Source organism: Neobacillus sp. SuZ13 (genome assembly GCF_030123365.1).
In the GTDB taxonomy this organism is placed as follows: Bacteria; Bacillota; Bacilli; order Bacillales; family Cytobacillaceae; genus Neobacillus.
Map to the genome: position 1 here is coordinate 5,584,308 of NZ_CP126107.1, position 17,065 is coordinate 5,601,372.

Sequence of the window (17,065 nt, forward strand, 5' to 3'; positions counted from 1 at the left end):
GAAAATTTCTACACCACCTTTTAGAGAACCCTTGCATTTAATCTTAGCTTTTTTGCCTTTTTATTCGCATGAAACGCAAGCAGGGCATCAATCACTACAATGATGATCAATAGAGAACCCGAAATCGTATCATTCCAAAAGGCCGGTACTTTCATATAAACCAGAGCAGAGTTGATGGACGTTAAAATAATCGCTCCCAAGGCTGCTCCAACAACCGTTCCAATCCCGCCTATCAATGACACACCCCCAAGAACGCAAGCTGCGATCACCGTCAACTCTATTCCTGCTCCAGCATTAGTGGAGACAAAGCCAATTTGACTAACAAAGATTAATCCAGCTAAAGAAGCACAGATACCAGAAATAACAAAGGAATAGGCAATATATCTATTCACAGGAATTCCTAATGAAATGGCTCCGTCTGCGTTATCACCAATAGCGTTGTAATATCTTCCTTTACTGCTCCTAGATAGATATAACTGAACGAATATGACCCCAACAATAACGATGAAAGATAATAAATTAATTCCAAAGATGTCTATATTCGAAAGCTCTTTAAAGTTTGCAGGTATATTTTCTACCCATTTTCCGTCCGTATAAATAACTTGAACAACTCTCGTAATGGAAAGGATCGCTAAAGTCATAATAAACGAAGAAATTTTTAACTTGGTCACTCCAAATCCATTAATGAGTCCAATGATAGCCCCAATAAGTATGGCAGCGATCACAGCTAGAAGGATATTTCCTCCATCGCGAAGAATCGTTCCGCAAACAGCAGCACTTAATCCTAGCGTTCCGCCTACTGAAATATCCAAATTCCCGGTTAATAGAACAAAGGTCATCCCGACGGCAAGAACAATATAAAGCAAGCTGCTTTTCAAGGATCGATCGATATTCTGTAAAGACAAATAGTCAGAGTTGATAAAACCCACAACAATAAATAGAAGGACTAAAAATAGGAAAGTTCTAAACTCCCGTTGTTTGAAAATTTTTCTAACCCTTGGCATGTGTCTAATCACTTCCTTTAAATGTTCCAAAAGCTGCCTTCATTACATTGACCGCATTGATTTGGTCTACGTTTAGGCAAACATTACAGGTCCCCTGATAGACAGCATAGATGCGGTCGCTTATTCTTTCGATTTCTTCTAAATCAGAGGAAATGAGGAGAATGGAAAATCCCTGGCTTTTTAATTCCGTCAAGATAGCATAGATGTCGCCCCTTGCAGCCGCATCAATTCCCCTTGTTGGTTCATCCATGATGATTAATTTAGGATTCATGGATAACGCCCTTGCAATCACAGCCTTCTGTTGATTTCCGCCTGAAAGAGATTTGATTTCATCCTCCTGGGAATTGACCTTGATTCTTAATCTCTTAATATATTGATCGGCCGCTTCTTCTTCTAACTTTTTCTTGGTAAAAAAACCGTGTCGTTTAATCATTTGAGATGTGATATTATTTCTCACGGAAGTGATCGAAAAAATACCGTTTAAAAATCGATCTTCTGGTATATAAGCCAATCCGCTGTCAACCGTTTCATTTACGGATAACTTTGTAATGTCCTTTCCATCAAGATAGACTTTTCCACTCTCAATCGGATGAATTCCGTAAATCGCTTCCGCAATCTCTGTTCTTCCGGCACCGACAAGCCCGGCAAGACCCACTACCTCTCCCTTATAAACTTCAAAACTAATATTCTTAAATCCATCGCCAACTATGTTTTCAACTTTAAGGATCGGTTCTTCTCCCTCGTGAGCAGCCCTTCGTTTTTCAAAATGGCCATCGTAATGATTTTCATTTCCAACCGGAAGCAGCCCTTGGATCAACATGTCTTTCGTGAACTCCTCTATTTTTCCTTTAAGCGCTATTTTTCCGTCCCGTAATATGACAGCATGGGTGGAAATCTGAAAGACTTCATCAAGACGGTGGGTTATATAGAAGATTCCAACCCCGTCATTTTTCAACTGTTTAATCACTTTGAATAATGACTCTGTTTCTGAAAACGTTAATGTAGAGGTTGGTTCATCCAGAATCAACACTTTTGACTTTCTTAAAAGTCCCTTTATGATCTCAAGCTGTTGTTGTTCAGCGATACTCAATGTCACAGCTAATCGGTTCAAATCAAGATTCCAGCCTAACTCTTTAATTAGCTTTGCCGATTCTTCTCTCACTCCATTTTTATCATTACTAAATCCAATCGTGAGGTTTTGTTCAACCGTCATATTTGGGAATAGCAAAGGTTCCTGTGGTACTAAATAAATGCCTCTTTCATGTGCCGAAGAAGGATTTAGATGATCCGCCTTTTCACCGGCAATCTCAATAACCCCTGCATCTGCCTTGTAGATCCCTGTGAGAATTTTCATTAAGGTGCTCTTCCCTGCTCCGTTACCGCCGATAATAGCGATTACTTCTGACTCATTCAGTTCTAATGAAATCTCCTCCAAAACGATGTTTCGGTTAAAGGCCTTCCGGATATTCTCCAATCTCACTAAGTTCCTCGGCGCCTTCATCATCATCCCCTACCTTAGTACCATTTTTGTAACCGCTTACTATTAAGCGTATTACAGTTTCATACATTTTATTAACGATGAAACATATTATTAGCTAGTAAACCTTCTATATTGAAAAATAAACCAAAACACCTAATGAATGGATCCCTCGTAGATTATATGAACTAGGCATAATATTCATTACATGCTTATTACAATATAGAAGGGTGCTTGAATGGTAACTGCTGTTACTTTTGTTTTAACGTACAGCAAAAGTATCACAATTGTTTTAACATAAAACTTTTGTTTCAAAAATAAACTGTAGAGAGTGAATAACATGTCATATGAAAATAGCCTGATCATAAAAATCGCATGGAAATATTACATTGAAGGAATGACGCAAAATGAGATCGCAGAGTCTTTAAATCTATCTAGAATGAAAGTTATTAAATACCTAGATATCGCGAAAGGCAATAACATTATCCAATTTAAAATTAACCTGGAAAAATTGGTTAACATCGATTTGCAGAATCAAATCAAGCAGCAATATCAATTACAAGATATTTATATTGTCCCTGCCTCTAACGAAAATCCGTTAAATAGTCTGACAAAGGCCGCCGCCCACTATATTGAAGACCGAATTAACAGCGACACCATGATTAATGTTGGGTATGGGCAAGCCGTTTCAGGAACCTTGGGACATTTAAATATCTCCACAAAGTATAAAGTCACCTTCGTCTCGTTATCAGGAGGTGTAAAATTCTACATTCCAACAGCGATCGATTCTTCATCCGATTATTATATCAATCAGAATCACAACCATTACATTATGCCGGCCCCATTATTAGTATCTTCAGAACACCTCGCCAAACAATTGATTAATGAAAGACCAATCAAGAAAATCTTTGAAATGATCCCTTACTCTACGATCACCATTATTGGCATTGGAGCAGTAAACGAACGGGCCACCCTTGTGAAGGAAGGATATTTGAGCACGCATGAAATGGAAATCTATAAATCTTTGGGGGCTGCAGGAGATTTATTAAGCCAATTTTATGATCGAAATGGCCATGTTCTAAATCTTCCCTTGCATAAGCAACTGGTTAGTACCGATATTCATTTATTAAAATCACTTAACCATGTGGTTGCCGTGGCTGGAGGAGTTGAAAAAAGAGAGGCGATTATCGGCGCCCTAAAAGGGGGCTATATCGATGTATTAATTACAGATGAAGTAGTTGCCAAAAGTCTAATCCAATGAAAAGCTCCGGATCATGAATCCCAATAATGATAGAAAGGAAGATTGGAAAGCATGGAAAAGTACTTAATGGCGATTGATGCCGGAACCGGCAGTGTCAGAGTCATTTTATTTAACACACTTGGCCATGAACAATTTGTTACACAATCAGAATGGACCCATCATGAAGATAAACGGTATCCAGGTTCCATGGACTTTGATATCGAGAAAAATATAGACATGATCATCAATCTAATAAAGGAAATCTTAGCAAGGAGTAAAGTTAACCCTGAAAACATTGTGGCTATTTCAACCACAAGTATGCGTGAAGCCATTGTCCTATACGATGAAAATGGGAAGGAATTATGGGCCTGTGCCAACGTGGATTCAAGATCAAATGATGAAGTGGCTCACCTTTGTAAAATAAGTGACACAATCGAAGCGGACATTCACCATATCTCTGGACAGACCTTTTCATTAGGTGCAATTCCAAGAATCCTATGGGTAAAAAATAATATCCCTGGAACCTATAACAAAGTTAGATTCGTTACGATGCTGAACGACTGGATTACATATCGCATGACCGATGTGATCTCTGTTGAACCTTCTAATGGCTGCACCACTGGCCTTTTCGATATTAAGAAAAGAGTTTGGGATCCTGGCATTGCTGAGAAGGTAGGTCTTAGAAGTGATATTTTTCCAATTGTAAATGAAAGCGGAACCATTATTAGCCATGTGACTAATGAGTTCTCAGCACTTACTGGATTAAGCACTCAAACAATTGTTGTGGCAGGAGGCGGCGATGCCCAATTAGGCTGCATTGGCATGGGGGTCATCAATGAAGGGGATGCAGCTGTTTTAGGCGGGAGCTTTTGGCAATATGAATATACAACCAACCATGTAGAAATCAAAGATCATTGCAAAGTTAGGGTGAATTGCCATGCCATCCCAAATACCTGGCAATACGAAGCCATCGCCTTCTTTCCCGGACTGATCATGAGATGGTTCAGGGATACGTTTTGTGAGCTTGAAGCCTTTCTTCAGAAGGAAAGCGGGGAAAGCATTTATGCCCAAATGGAGAAAAGAGCCCATAATGTACCGGCAGGCTGCAATGGAATGATTTGCACGTTTTCCGATAAAATGAACTACTTTTCATGGAAACATGCGGCACCAAGTTTCATAGATTTTAAATTTGATAGCTCCTATAATAAAGCAACATTTTACCGGGCCATTATGGAAAATGCCGCTCTTGTCACAAAGGGCAATATCGAAATCATTTCCAAAATAACAAACAAATCACCGGAATCGATTGTGTTTGGAGGCGGGGCTTCAAAAAGTGACTTATGGTGTCAAATTGTTGCGGACGTTCTGAATATAAAAGTGAAAGTTCCAGTTGTAAAGGAATCGACAGCTCTAGGTGCGGCCATTTGTGCTGGTGTAGGAGCAGGCATTTATGAAAGTTTTAATGAAGCCATTACTAAAGTTGTTAAATTCGAAAAAACCTTCGAACCAAACGAATCGAATCACTTCATTTATGAAGAGTTATATAAAAAGTGGGAGGCTGTGTACAAGGTACAACTAGATCTAGCAGATCAAGGATACACAAACCATATGTGGATTGCCCCAGGATTATAAGACATCTAAAGGAGTGAAACAAAAAAATGACTGTTATTAACGAGAATGAGCGTGAATACCGATTTGGTGATAGTGGTCCTAAGTACCTGCAAAAAGGACCCCGAATGAACTTTGGTATCGTTGTCCTGCAGCCAGGACAGGATTTTACGGCACATTATCATAACTTTATGGAAGAAAACTTCTTTATTTTAGAGGGCGAACTAGAAATTCATATTGACGAGGAGATTTTCCAATGTAAACGAGGAGATTTTATTCATGTGGAGCCAAAAAAGGTCCACTATTTAATTAATAAGGGAGATACCATCTTTAAAGCGGCCTTTATGCTGGCACCCTACCAAGAAAATGATAAGGTGGAGGTCGAATACAGTCCATACGGTAATTAAAAGAACAGTGCCTGACACTCCCAAATAATGTCGATGAATTCGACAAAATGCGGGGGATGTCAGGCACTTTTCATATTAGAATACTAATAGGAATATATATGTAAAATGTTTCAAGTCTTTTAATCTACCAAGGGTTAGTATCGAGGGGGAAATGAATGTTATATACAGACGAGTTTTTGGAGAATTTACGGATGGAAGGCGATCCAGTTCTGGACCGAATAATCGAAGAATTGTTCAAGAACAGTCAGGTTGGCTCCGTAAACAATTTGTTAAAGCAATTGATGCACAATGACCAGGAGTACCCTGAAGAGCTGCCTGATACCATTGAATTTTGGCTGAAGAATACCGCCTCTTGCCCAGAAGGCGTGGATTGGGCCAGAATAAGAAATGCTACTGATTTATTTCGGGAGCATGGGATTGCCATCACCTTCTTATTATCAACATCCTCACTTGTGAATTGTTACGCTGCCGGTAAAGGTGTAAAGGTCCTTACATTCAGTTATCGCTTAGGCCAAAATGCTTACCGCAGGATAGCGGAAACAGGGCAATTTGTTCTTCATATCATGGCTCCAGGCGGTCTTGAATCCGGAGGGCAAGGAATCAAGGCGATTCAAAAAGTCCGTTTAATGCACTCAGCCATTCGGCATTTGGTTCAAAAGACCGGCAGATGGGACGAAAAAGAAAATGGAATCCCGATTTGTCAGGAGGATCTGCTTGGTACTCTATTAACCTTTTCCAAAGTCGTCATAGATGGGCTTCGTCACTTAGGGATGAAAGTAACAGAGAAACAAGCGGAAGATTACCTCTACTTTTGGAAAATCGTCGGGATCATGTTAGGAGTTCGGAAAGATATTATCCCAGAAACAATGGAAGAGTCAAAGCAGTTGGAGAAAATGATTAAAAAAAGACACCATGGACCATCTCCTGAAGGAGTCCAGATGACCCGTGCTCTACTTGAATTTCACGCAGGCCTCATTCCCGGTGAGATGTTTGACAACATGATCCCTGCTCTAATTCGAGAAACCGTAGGGGACGAAATAGCAGACTGGATGGAAGTACCACACTCCAATTGGCAAAAACTTATGAAATTCAAAGAGCTAATGGGCTTTTTTCTTGATTCAGATTATACAGGCTTTTTTGGAAGTATGGTCAATCGGCTTGGGTTAGCCTTAATTAAGCGTCAGTCACTAGCAATGACCGATTATGAGTATACACCCTTTCTCATACCAACTGAACTGCGGAAGGTTTGGGGGATTGAGGAAAAAAGGGTGGAACAATGAAACAATATTGGGATTTTGCGTAATTACATAATCCCCTATCCCCTTTCATATAAAATGCTCAGCCCAAATGAAGCTGCTGCGATCATTATTAAAGGAATGGAAAATAAAAAATACCGAGTATTAGCTGGAAATGATGCAAAGATAATGTATTTTTTATATCGTTTAAATCCGAAAAAAGCAACGGACATTATTGCTAAAAAGATAAAAACACATTTGAAATAAGAATAACCTTTTTCAAAATTTCCGGATTAAACAAATGATGATTCGTAGCTGCCCTTTTGGCAGCATTTGTTTTTAATTCAACCTTACCCCTTAAAAAAGCGACAAACCTTGGAGTGACAGGCATCAAAATTATGCATACAAAAAAAGACAACCATCTCTGATTGTCTTTTTATTGCCTGGCAACGTCCTACTCTCACAGGGACGCGTGTCCCAACTACCATCGGCGCTGAGAAGCTTAACTTCCGTGTTCGGTATGGGAACGGGTGTGACCTTCTCGCCATTGCTGCCAGACTATTTAATTGAGGTTTCATTCCCTCAAAACTAGATAATGCAGAAGAAGTTTGTAAACTCAGAGTTCACCTTAAAAATGGTTAAGTCCTCGAACGATTAGTATCAGTCAGCTCCACATGTTACCACGCTTCCACCTCTGACCTATCAACCTGATCATCTTTCAGGGTTCTTACTAGCTTGCGCTATGGGAAATCTCATCTTGAGGGGGGCTTCATGCTTAGATGCTTTCAGCACTTATCCCGTCCGCACATAGCTACCCAGCGATGCTCTTGGCAGAACAACTGGTACACCAGCGGTGCGTCCATCCCGGTCCTCTCGTACTAAGGACAGCTCCTCTCAAATTTCCTGCGCCCACGACGGATAGGGACCGAACTGTCTCACGACGTTCTGAACCCAGCTCGCGTACCGCTTTAATGGGCGAACAGCCCAACCCTTGGGACCGACTACAGCCCCAGGATGCGATGAGCCGACATCGAGGTGCCAAACCTCCCCGTCGATGTGGACTCTTGGGGGAGATAAGCCTGTTATCCCCGGGGTAGCTTTTATCCGTTGAGCGATGGCCCTTCCATGCGGAACCACCGGATCACTAAGCCCGACTTTCGTCCCTGCTCGACTTGTAGGTCTCGCAGTCAAGCTCCCTTGTGCCTTTACACTCTGCGAATGATTTCCAACCATTCTGAGGGAACCTTTGGGCGCCTCCGTTACTTTTTAGGAGGCGACCGCCCCAGTCAAACTGCCCACCTGACACTGTCTCCCACCCCGATCAGGGGTGCGGGTTAGAATTTCAATACAGCCAGGGTAGTATCCCACCGACGCCTCCACCGAAGCTAGCGCTCCGGCTTCTCAGGCTCCTACCTATCCTGTACAAGCTGTACCAAAATTCAATATCAGGCTACAGTAAAGCTCCACGGGGTCTTTCCGTCCTGTCGCGGGTAACCTGCATCTTCACAGGTACTATAATTTCACCGAGTCTCTCGTTGAGACAGTGCCCAGATCGTTACGCCTTTCGTGCGGGTCGGAACTTACCCGACAAGGAATTTCGCTACCTTAGGACCGTTATAGTTACGGCCGCCGTTTACTGGGGCTTCGATTCAGAGCTTCGCTTGCGCTAACCCCTCCTCTTAACCTTCCAGCACCGGGCAGGCGTCAGCCCCTATACTTCGCCTTGCGGCTTCGCAGAGACCTGTGTTTTTGCTAAACAGTCGCCTGGGCCTATTCACTGCGGCTCTTCGAGGCTATTCACCTCAAAAAGCACCCCTTCTCCCGAAGTTACGGGGTCATTTTGCCGAGTTCCTTAACGAGAGTTCTCTCGCTCACCTTAGGATTCTCTCCTCGCCTACCTGTGTCGGTTTGCGGTACGGGCACCTTTTATCTCGCTAGAGGCTTTTCTTGGCAGTGTGGAATCAGGAACTTCGGTACTAAATTTCCCTCGCTATCACAGCTCAGCCTTCGCGAGAGGCGGATTTGCCTACCTCTCAGCCTAACTGCTTAGACGCGCATATCCAACAGCGCGCTTACCCTATCCTCCTGCGTCCCCCCATTGCTCAAACGATAAAGAGGTGGTACAGGAATATCAACCTGTTATCCATCGCCTACGCCTTTCGGCCTCGGCTTAGGTCCCGACTAACCCTGAGCGGACGAGCCTTCCTCAGGAAACCTTAGGCATTCGGTGGATGAGATTCTCACTCATCTTTCGCTACTCATACCGGCATTCTCACTTCTAAGCGCTCCACCAGTCCTTACGGTCTAGCTTCAACGCCCTTAGAACGCTCTCCTACCACTGACATCAAAGATGTCAATCCACAGCTTCGGTGATACGTTTAGCCCCGGTACATTTTCGGCGCAGAGTCACTCGACCAGTGAGCTATTACGCACTCTTTAAATGGTGGCTGCTTCTAAGCCAACATCCTGGTTGTCTAAGCAACTCCACATCCTTTTCCACTTAACGTATACTTTGGGACCTTAGCTGGTGGTCTGGGCTGTTTCCCTTTTGACTACGGATCTTATCACTCGCAGTCTGACTCCCACGGATAAGTCTTTGGCATTCGGAGTTTGTCTGAATTCGGTAACCCGATGAGGGCCCCTAGTCCAAACAGTGCTCTACCTCCAAGACTCTTACTACGTGAGGCTAGCCCTAAAGCTATTTCGGAGAGAACCAGCTATCTCCAAGTTCGATTGGAATTTCTCCGCTACCCACACCTCATCCCCGCACTTTTCAACGTGCGTGGGTTCGGGCCTCCATCCAGTGTTACCTGGACTTCACCCTGGACATGGGTAGATCACCTGGTTTCGGGTCTACGACCACATACTCATACGCCCTATTCAGACTCGCTTTCGCTGCGGCTCCGTCTCTTCAACTTAACCTTGCATGGGATCGTAACTCGCCGGTTCATTCTACAAAAGGCACGCCATCACCCATGAACGGGCTCTGACTACTTGTAGGCACACGGTTTCAGGAACTATTTCACTCCCCTTCCGGGGTGCTTTTCACCTTTCCCTCACGGTACTGGTTCACTATCGGTCACTAGGGAGTATTTAGCCTTGGGAGATGGTCCTCCCTGCTTCCGACCGGATTTCACGTGTCCGGCCGTACTCAGGATCCACTCAGGAGGGAACGAAGTTTCGACTACAGGGTTTTTACCTTCTCTGACGGACCTTTCCAGGTCGCTTCATCTACCCCGTTCCTTTGTAACTCCATGTTGAGTGTCCTACAACCCCAAGAGGCAAGCCTCTTGGTTTGGGCTATGTCCCGTTTCGCTCGCCGCTACTCAGGGAATCGCGTTTGCTTTCTCTTCCTCCGGGTACTTAGATGTTTCAGTTCCCCGGGTATGCCATCAATACCCTATGTATTCAGGTAAAGATACTGTTCCATTACGAACAGTGGGTTTCCCCATTCGGAAATCTCCGGATCAAAGCTTACTTACAGCTCCCCGAAGCATATCGGTGTTAGTCCCGTCCTTCATCGGCTCCTAGTGCCAAGGCATTCACCGTGCGCCCTTTCTAACTTAACCTAAAAGGTTTATAACTCTTACTAAATAAGAGAGAAAAACTAAAATGGCGATTACTCGATGTTTACTTTGCTTCTTCATTACGATTATCTAGTTTTCAAAGAACGAATGGTTTGAGAGAATTGCACTCTCAAAACTAAACAAACAAAGATCGTGTACAAACTGTTTTGTCTGGCTCACAGGTCCAGCTTTATCCTTAGAAAGGAGGTGATCCAGCCGCACCTTCCGATACGGCTACCTTGTTACGACTTCACCCCAATCATCTGTCCCACCTTAGGCGGCTGGCTCCTTACGGTTACCCCACCGACTTCGGGTGTTACAAACTCTCGTGGTGTGACGGGCGGTGTGTACAAGGCCCGGGAACGTATTCACCGCGGCATGCTGATCCGCGATTACTAGCGATTCCGGCTTCATGCAGGCGAGTTGCAGCCTGCAATCCGAACTGAGAATGGTTTTATGGGATTGGCTAAACCTCGCGGTCTTGCAGCCCTTTGTACCATCCATTGTAGCACGTGTGTAGCCCAGGTCATAAGGGGCATGATGATTTGACGTCATCCCCACCTTCCTCCGGTTTGTCACCGGCAGTCACCTTAGAGTGCCCAACTGAATGCTGGCAACTAAGATCAAGGGTTGCGCTCGTTGCGGGACTTAACCCAACATCTCACGACACGAGCTGACGACAACCATGCACCACCTGTCACTCTGTCCCCCGAAGGGGAAAATCCTATCTCTAGGAGTGTCAGAGGATGTCAAGACCTGGTAAGGTTCTTCGCGTTGCTTCGAATTAAACCACATGCTCCACCGCTTGTGCGGGCCCCCGTCAATTCCTTTGAGTTTCAGCCTTGCGGCCGTACTCCCCAGGCGGAGTGCTTAATGCGTTAGCTGCAGCACTAAAGGGCGGAAACCCTCTAACACTTAGCACTCATCGTTTACGGCGTGGACTACCAGGGTATCTAATCCTGTTTGCTCCCCACGCTTTCGCGCCTCAGCGTCAGTTACAGACCAGAAAGCCGCCTTCGCCACTGGTGTTCCTCCACATCTCTACGCATTTCACCGCTACACGTGGAATTCCGCTTTCCTCTTCTGCACTCAAGTCCCCCAGTTTCCAATGACCCTCCACGGTTGAGCCGTGGGCTTTCACATCAGACTTAAAGGACCGCCTGCGCGCGCTTTACGCCCAATAATTCCGGACAACGCTTGCCACCTACGTATTACCGCGGCTGCTGGCACGTAGTTAGCCGTGGCTTTCTGGTTAGGTACCGTCAAGGTACCGGCAGTTACTCCGGTACTTGTTCTTCCCTAACAACAGAGCTTTACGACCCGAAGGCCTTCATCGCTCACGCGGCGTTGCTCCATCAGACTTTCGTCCATTGTGGAAGATTCCCTACTGCTGCCTCCCGTAGGAGTCTGGGCCGTGTCTCAGTCCCAGTGTGGCCGATCACCCTCTCAGGTCGGCTACGCATCGTCGCCTTGGTGAGCCGTTACCTCACCAACTAGCTAATGCGCCGCGGGCCCATCTGTAAGTGTCAGCCGAAACCGACTTTCAGCTTTTCCTCATGAGAGGAAAAGGATTATCCGGTATTAGCACCGGTTTCCCGGTGTTATCCCAGTCTTACAGGCAGGTTGCCCACGTGTTACTCACCCGTCCGCCGCTAGACTCCGAAGAGTCTCGCTCGACTTGCATGTATTAGGCACGCCGCCAGCGTTCGTCCTGAGCCAGGATCAAACTCTCCAAGAAAGTTGATTAGCTCATTTGTTACGTTGGCTTAGTTTCATAATTGAAACTAAAGTTTATTGTTTGTTTGCACGATTTTGTTTGTTTAGTTTTCAAAGAACAATCTATCTCGCCAGAAGCGACATTTAATATTATATCAACTCTCTATTACTATGTCAATATAATAATTTAGCTTTTTTCACACTCGCTTTTAACTTATCAAACCGTCGTTAAAAGCAACTTTCATATCATAACACCTCCTGTTTACTTTTACAATAGGTAGTTTTTCTTTTTATAGAAATTTCATTACAAGACATCTTCCTATCTTCCATCCTTTATCATAAATTAAACGAATTGCTATGGGACGATACTAAACAAACCGCTGCAAGTAACATTGCAACGGTCTAATCTATTCCTTTTTTCACTCTTTGGGGGTCATTTCCTTACTGTAAACCAATAATATCACTGTCTAACTTTCTTCCATATCCAATAACGATCGGGTTGGCCGCATCTGTCACAACAAAAACGGCAGTTGAAAAACAATGATATTCAATAGTTCAACAGACCTATTCATTTCCCCTTCTATCCTCACATAAATTTCAGCAATTATCGGACGGTGTCAGGCACCGAAACTAGTCACAACATTTAGTACTAGCACTTTACCTGAGAAGGTGTACGAATTGAATAACTTCCTAGGTTGCAATCAATATTTGTATTGATAATTACCAAATAATAACCTATTATGGAAATTAGATTTCAATATTAGGAGTGGGATAAAATTGAAAAAGTTAGTTACTATTTTACTATCTTTGGGGTTAGTTTTTGGGTTATCTTTCAGTTTGACTGATTCTGCGGAGGCAAAAGTAAAGATTAAAACTTACAAAAACTGTACTGCTTTGAATAAGGACTTCAAAGGTGGCGTGGCACGTACATCGAAGGTTAAAAACAAAGGTGGAAAAACTAAGTACAAGCCTTATGTTTCAAAAGCACTGTATGACAAAAATAAAAAAAGTGACCGCGATAAAGATTTAATTGCATGTGAGCGTTAATAGGTGAGACTCTAGGAGGACTGATGATCAGTCCTCTTTTAGTTGCTTTCAAACTAGAATCACATCCTATTTCTACACGATAGATAGCTTTTATTCGACCTTTTTCGATTTAGGCTATACTATTCAAACGTTTGGTTAAAATTTGCCTCCGCACGCTCCACACATAGTTTTCTCAATCTATATCGTCAAAAAGATTGTCGAAAAAGGGTCAGTCCCCTACCACTTTAACGCAGCGGGGGACTGACCCCAAGTTTCATTAACTTCCCTGAATCTCCTTAATACTTCTCCCAAACAAAAATGCATGGCCTGTGGTCAGTTTCGCTATCGTACGGAATCCATATTTCGAATAGACCTTTTCCACTCTCTCATTGATCGGGAACACCCAGAAATCCTTCAATCCAAGCTTACTTACTTCCTTTTGCAAAAAGTAGATAAGTTCCCCTATTAGCCCATTGCCTCGGTACTCTTCGATGGTCGCAACACTCTCAAGACGAACTTGATCCTCATGTTTAAACAAGCAGGCGCTTGAACAGGCAACTCCATCATAGCGGAGGAGATAATGCGTATAGGTGGGATGTTCAAACTCTACCGGAAAAGACTTCTCCCTTACTTCTCTACCGCCAAATTCCTTAATACTGCACTCAATTTCTAACGCTTCTTGAAAATTATCCTTTGTTACTCTCTCAATCGTTACCTTGTCATTCGGTTGATACTCGGTACGCACTTGATTCCAAACCTGCACTGGCTGAACCAAGATCTCGACCTGAAACTTATAAGATTGCAACGCTTCAATCAACTTTGCTTGTTCTTCAAAACGATAGATATAAAACCTTGGTGTTAAACTTTTATCCTGATAGAATCGAAGCACTTCCTCGATCACAGACTCCGGATTTTGTGGAACCTTATGGATATGGGCATGATTCGCATTAAAATATGAAGGTTGATTTTCATTGTGAAAAATATATCCCCACTATGTATTCATTCGGTTTGTAAAGGTATCAAGGTACGCTATTTCAAGCTCAAAAATCTTATCAAGTGTTTCCATTTCATTGTCTCCTTTATTGTTTTATTACATTATACTTCCTAAGTCGAAATATACCCTATGTATCTATTAATATCGTAGACTGTAGGCATTAATAACTATAGTCGATATATCCTTTTACAAGGTAAATCAAGAATTTAATAGTAAGGAGCTGGAATCAACGATAATTAAAATAGTTACGATGTTGTCCGATGGAATACTGTCCCTGAATATAACAGTGATCTTTTGTCCATTTGGTTGCTTGTTGATGAATAAATTTTGAGGACAGAATTGACATACTATGTTTAAATTGGCAAATTGAATGGGGATGGTGAGCCGAACGTCTAAGGACGGTACAGAGGTTAAGGTTAGACTATAATGTTTTAAAGAATTCACCGGTCATTGACCGGCTTTTTTATTTAACACTTCTTAAAAGCAAAATCAACTGCAGCTTTGGCATGTAATAATGTTGAATCAAATAATGGGACAAATGTATCTTCCTGTTTTACGAGAAGAGGGATTTCAGTACAACCCAGAATGATTCCTTCAGCTCCTTGATTAGAAAGGCGGTTTATTATATGGAGGTATTTATCTTTTGAAGCCTCCTGAAAATCTCCCTTACATAATTCATTATAAATAACGTCATGTACGATTTTTCGATCTTCTTCATTTGGAATAACAACCTCAATGCCATGTTTACTTAAATATTCTTTATAAAATGGCTGCTCCATTGTAAATTTGGTTCCAAGTAATCCAACTTTCGTCATGCCTTGTTCATTTATTTTTTCAGCCACCGTATCAACGATATGGAGTAAAGGAATCTTTACTTCATTTTTTACTTCTGGAGCCATTTTGTGCATCGTATTCGTACAAATCACGATCATATCTGCTCCGCCATTTTCTAGTGTTTTAGCGGCATGAATCATTTGAGTTGTCGCTTGATCCCAATCACCATTATGCTGGAGGTCCACCATTTCCTGAAAATCAAATGAATGCAGTAAACACTTCGCCGAATGTAATCCACCCAATTTTTCTTTTACAAAACGATTAATATAACTGTAGTATTCTGAAGTGGATTCCCAGCTTAAACCGCCTATTAATCCAATTGTTTTCATATCATTCATACATAAGCCTCCTCCTCATTTATTAAAAATATAATAGCATGCTATACTGGTATGGTTTAGTACCAATTAATCATTATATTTATGGTACCAGTTAACTAAAAGGAGATTGCTCATGCTATCGTTTCAAATAAACCGCTCACATAATAAAACATTAACCAAACAGGTATATGAGCACATTAGGGAAATGATATTAAAGAAAAAATTGAAAGATAATGATCGTCTTCCCTCAACGAGAGAACTCTCCATCTCCATTGGTGTATCAAGAAATGTAACACTTGAAGCATATGAGCAGCTTGTTGCAGAAGGATATTTAATTGTACGGCCTAGGTCAGGTACATATGTAGCTCCAGGAGCGTCTTTTCAGATAAGAGAAAGAAAATCTCCACATGCTATTTTGAAAGAAGAACATCAAGTAATTAAGGATGAGGGAGTCATTGACTTTCGAGCAGGGAATCCTGCAACGGATCATTTTCCACGACAAATATGGGGGAAGCTTGCAAAGGAAGTTTGTCTTGAAGCGCCGGATTATATATATGGCTACAACAGCTCATTAGGTATGAAAGAATTAAGAATGGTACTATCGATCTATCTTTCAAGAACAAGAAGTGTTGAATGTCACCCAGATCAAATTTTTATTACCGCTGGAGCAACACAGGGTCTTTCCCTCATTACAGACTTATTAGCGCATAGGGAGAACTATGTAGCAGTCGAAGATCCTGTTACCGATGAAATGAGAAATATTTTTTCTTTCGCAGGTGCAAAGATCCAGCCGGTACAGGTAGATGAACATGGGATCATTCCTGAATATCTTTCTAAATCAAATATACCAAGCTTTGTTTTTGTGATACCTTCACACCAGTTTCCAATAGGAGGGACGTTACCAATTCAGCGTCGGATCCAACTTATTGAATATGCACGAGAAATGAATTGTTACATTGTAGAGGATGACTATGATAGTGAGTTTACTTATGAGGGAACAGCCGTAAATTCGATGCAAGGACTTGATCGGGAACGTGTAATATATGTTGGTACCTTTAGTAAAATCCTCTCTCCTGCATTAAGGATTGGATATGTGATCCTTCCAACCCATTTAATTGAGAAATTTAGGGAAATAAAATGGTATAGTGATCGCCATAGCTCATCACTCGAGCAATTAGTATTAGCACGTTTTATTAATGAAGGATATTTAGACCGACACGTTCGGAATATGAAAAAAATCTATCGAAAACGAAGAGAAGCACTAGTAACTAGTTTGTACGAGAATTTTAATAGTCCAGTTATTTTAGGTCAAGCAGCAGGAATGCATCTGGTCGTTGAATTCTCTGGTGTAAACTTTAATGATTTATTAATGAATTGGATCCAAAAATATGGTGTTATAGTCTATCCAGTTGAAAGGTATGCTATCAAAAAAGGGTACCACATCAATCGTATTATTATGGGGTATGGCAGTTTAACAGTGGAAGATATTCAGGAAGGAGTAAAAAGACTTAAAGATGCAATTGAGAATTATCAGCAAAAATAAAAAAGAAAGATTGTCCTATTCTCCAAGATATTGCAAGTGAAGTAAGCTCCCAGCAATAATGGAACCTGTTATTTTGCCTCCTATTTCTAAGGTAAAAT

At 42.2% G+C, this 17,065-nt stretch carries 9 protein-coding genes, 3 rRNA genes and 1 pseudogene; 6 read left to right on the top strand and 7 right to left on the bottom strand.

The window, feature by feature from the left end:
- Nucleotides 1–20: 20 nt before the first annotated feature.
- Nucleotides 21–1,034 carry an ABC transporter permease gene (locus QNH17_RS27445; protein ID WP_283876493.1) on the bottom strand — a complete coding sequence of 338 codons (1,014 nt, stop codon included), beginning with the start codon at nt 1,032–1,034 and terminating at the stop codon, nt 21–23.
- Complete coding sequence (locus QNH17_RS27450) at nt 1,009–2,484, bottom strand: sugar ABC transporter ATP-binding protein (RefSeq protein ID WP_283876494.1); 1,476 nt, start codon at nt 2,482–2,484, stop codon at nt 1,009–1,011. Before QNH17_RS27450 ends, QNH17_RS27445 begins: the two co-directional genes overlap by 26 nt.
- A 337-nt stretch (nt 2,485–2,821) precedes the next feature.
- Between QNH17_RS27450 and QNH17_RS27455 the strand changes: the two genes are divergently transcribed.
- The 4 genes from QNH17_RS27455 to QNH17_RS27470 all read left to right on the top strand — a co-directional run bounded on the left by QNH17_RS27455 (nt 2,822) and on the right by QNH17_RS27470 (nt 7,016).
- Nucleotides 2,822–3,742, top strand: a complete 921-nt coding sequence (locus QNH17_RS27455) for a sugar-binding transcriptional regulator (protein WP_283876495.1) — start codon at nt 2,822–2,824, stop codon at nt 3,740–3,742.
- Nucleotides 3,743–3,793: 51 nt separating this feature from the next.
- Nucleotides 3,794–5,353: an autoinducer-2 kinase gene (gene lsrK, locus QNH17_RS27460; RefSeq protein ID WP_283876496.1), complete on the top strand. Its 1,560-nt coding sequence runs from the start codon at nt 3,794–3,796 to the stop codon at nt 5,351–5,353.
- 26 nt (nt 5,354–5,379) lie between these two features.
- Nucleotides 5,380–5,736: a cupin domain-containing protein gene (locus QNH17_RS27465; protein ID WP_283876497.1), complete on the top strand. Its 357-nt coding sequence runs from the start codon at nt 5,380–5,382 to the stop codon at nt 5,734–5,736.
- Nucleotides 5,737–5,891: 155 nt separating this feature from the next.
- A complete protein-coding gene (locus QNH17_RS27470; RefSeq protein ID WP_283876498.1) occupies nt 5,892–7,016 on the top strand; it encodes an oxygenase MpaB family protein in 1,125 nt (374 codons plus the stop codon).
- 396 nt (nt 7,017–7,412) lie between these two features.
- Here the strand turns inward: QNH17_RS27470 and rrf are convergent.
- The 3 genes from rrf to QNH17_RS27485 form a co-directional block, all read right to left on the bottom strand.
- Nucleotides 7,413–7,529 (bottom strand): 5S ribosomal RNA (gene rrf, locus QNH17_RS27475).
- Nucleotides 7,530–7,605: 76 nt separating this feature from the next.
- Nucleotides 7,606–10,540 (bottom strand): 23S ribosomal RNA (locus tag QNH17_RS27480).
- A 197-nt stretch (nt 10,541–10,737) separates the two neighbouring features.
- Nucleotides 10,738–12,275, bottom strand: a 16S ribosomal RNA gene (locus QNH17_RS27485).
- Together the 16S, 23S and 5S rRNA genes form the textbook arrangement of a ribosomal RNA operon.
- A 755-nt stretch (nt 12,276–13,030) precedes the next feature.
- Here QNH17_RS27485 and QNH17_RS27490 point away from each other — a divergent pair.
- Complete coding sequence (locus QNH17_RS27490) at nt 13,031–13,300, top strand: excalibur calcium-binding domain-containing protein (protein ID WP_283876499.1); 270 nt, start codon at nt 13,031–13,033, stop codon at nt 13,298–13,300.
- 256 nt (nt 13,301–13,556) lie between these two features.
- Here the strand turns inward: QNH17_RS27490 and QNH17_RS27495 are convergent.
- Both QNH17_RS27495 and QNH17_RS27500 read right to left on the bottom strand, forming a co-directional pair.
- Nucleotides 13,557–14,345, bottom strand: a pseudogene (locus QNH17_RS27495) (GNAT family N-acetyltransferase).
- Between the two features lie 395 nt (nt 14,346–14,740).
- The gene (locus QNH17_RS27500; RefSeq protein ID WP_283879613.1) at nt 14,741–15,436 is read right to left on the bottom strand and encodes an aspartate/glutamate racemase family protein; all 696 of its coding nucleotides are present in this window, start codon (nt 15,434–15,436) and stop codon (nt 14,741–14,743) included.
- A 121-nt stretch (nt 15,437–15,557) separates the two neighbouring features.
- Here QNH17_RS27500 and pdxR point away from each other — a divergent pair, with 121 nt between their 5' ends.
- Entirely contained in the window at nt 15,558–16,967 is a 1,410-nt protein-coding gene (pdxR, locus tag QNH17_RS27505; protein WP_283876500.1) for a MocR-like pyridoxine biosynthesis transcription factor PdxR, read from the top strand.
- The last annotated feature ends 98 nt before the right edge of the window (nt 16,968–17,065 follow it).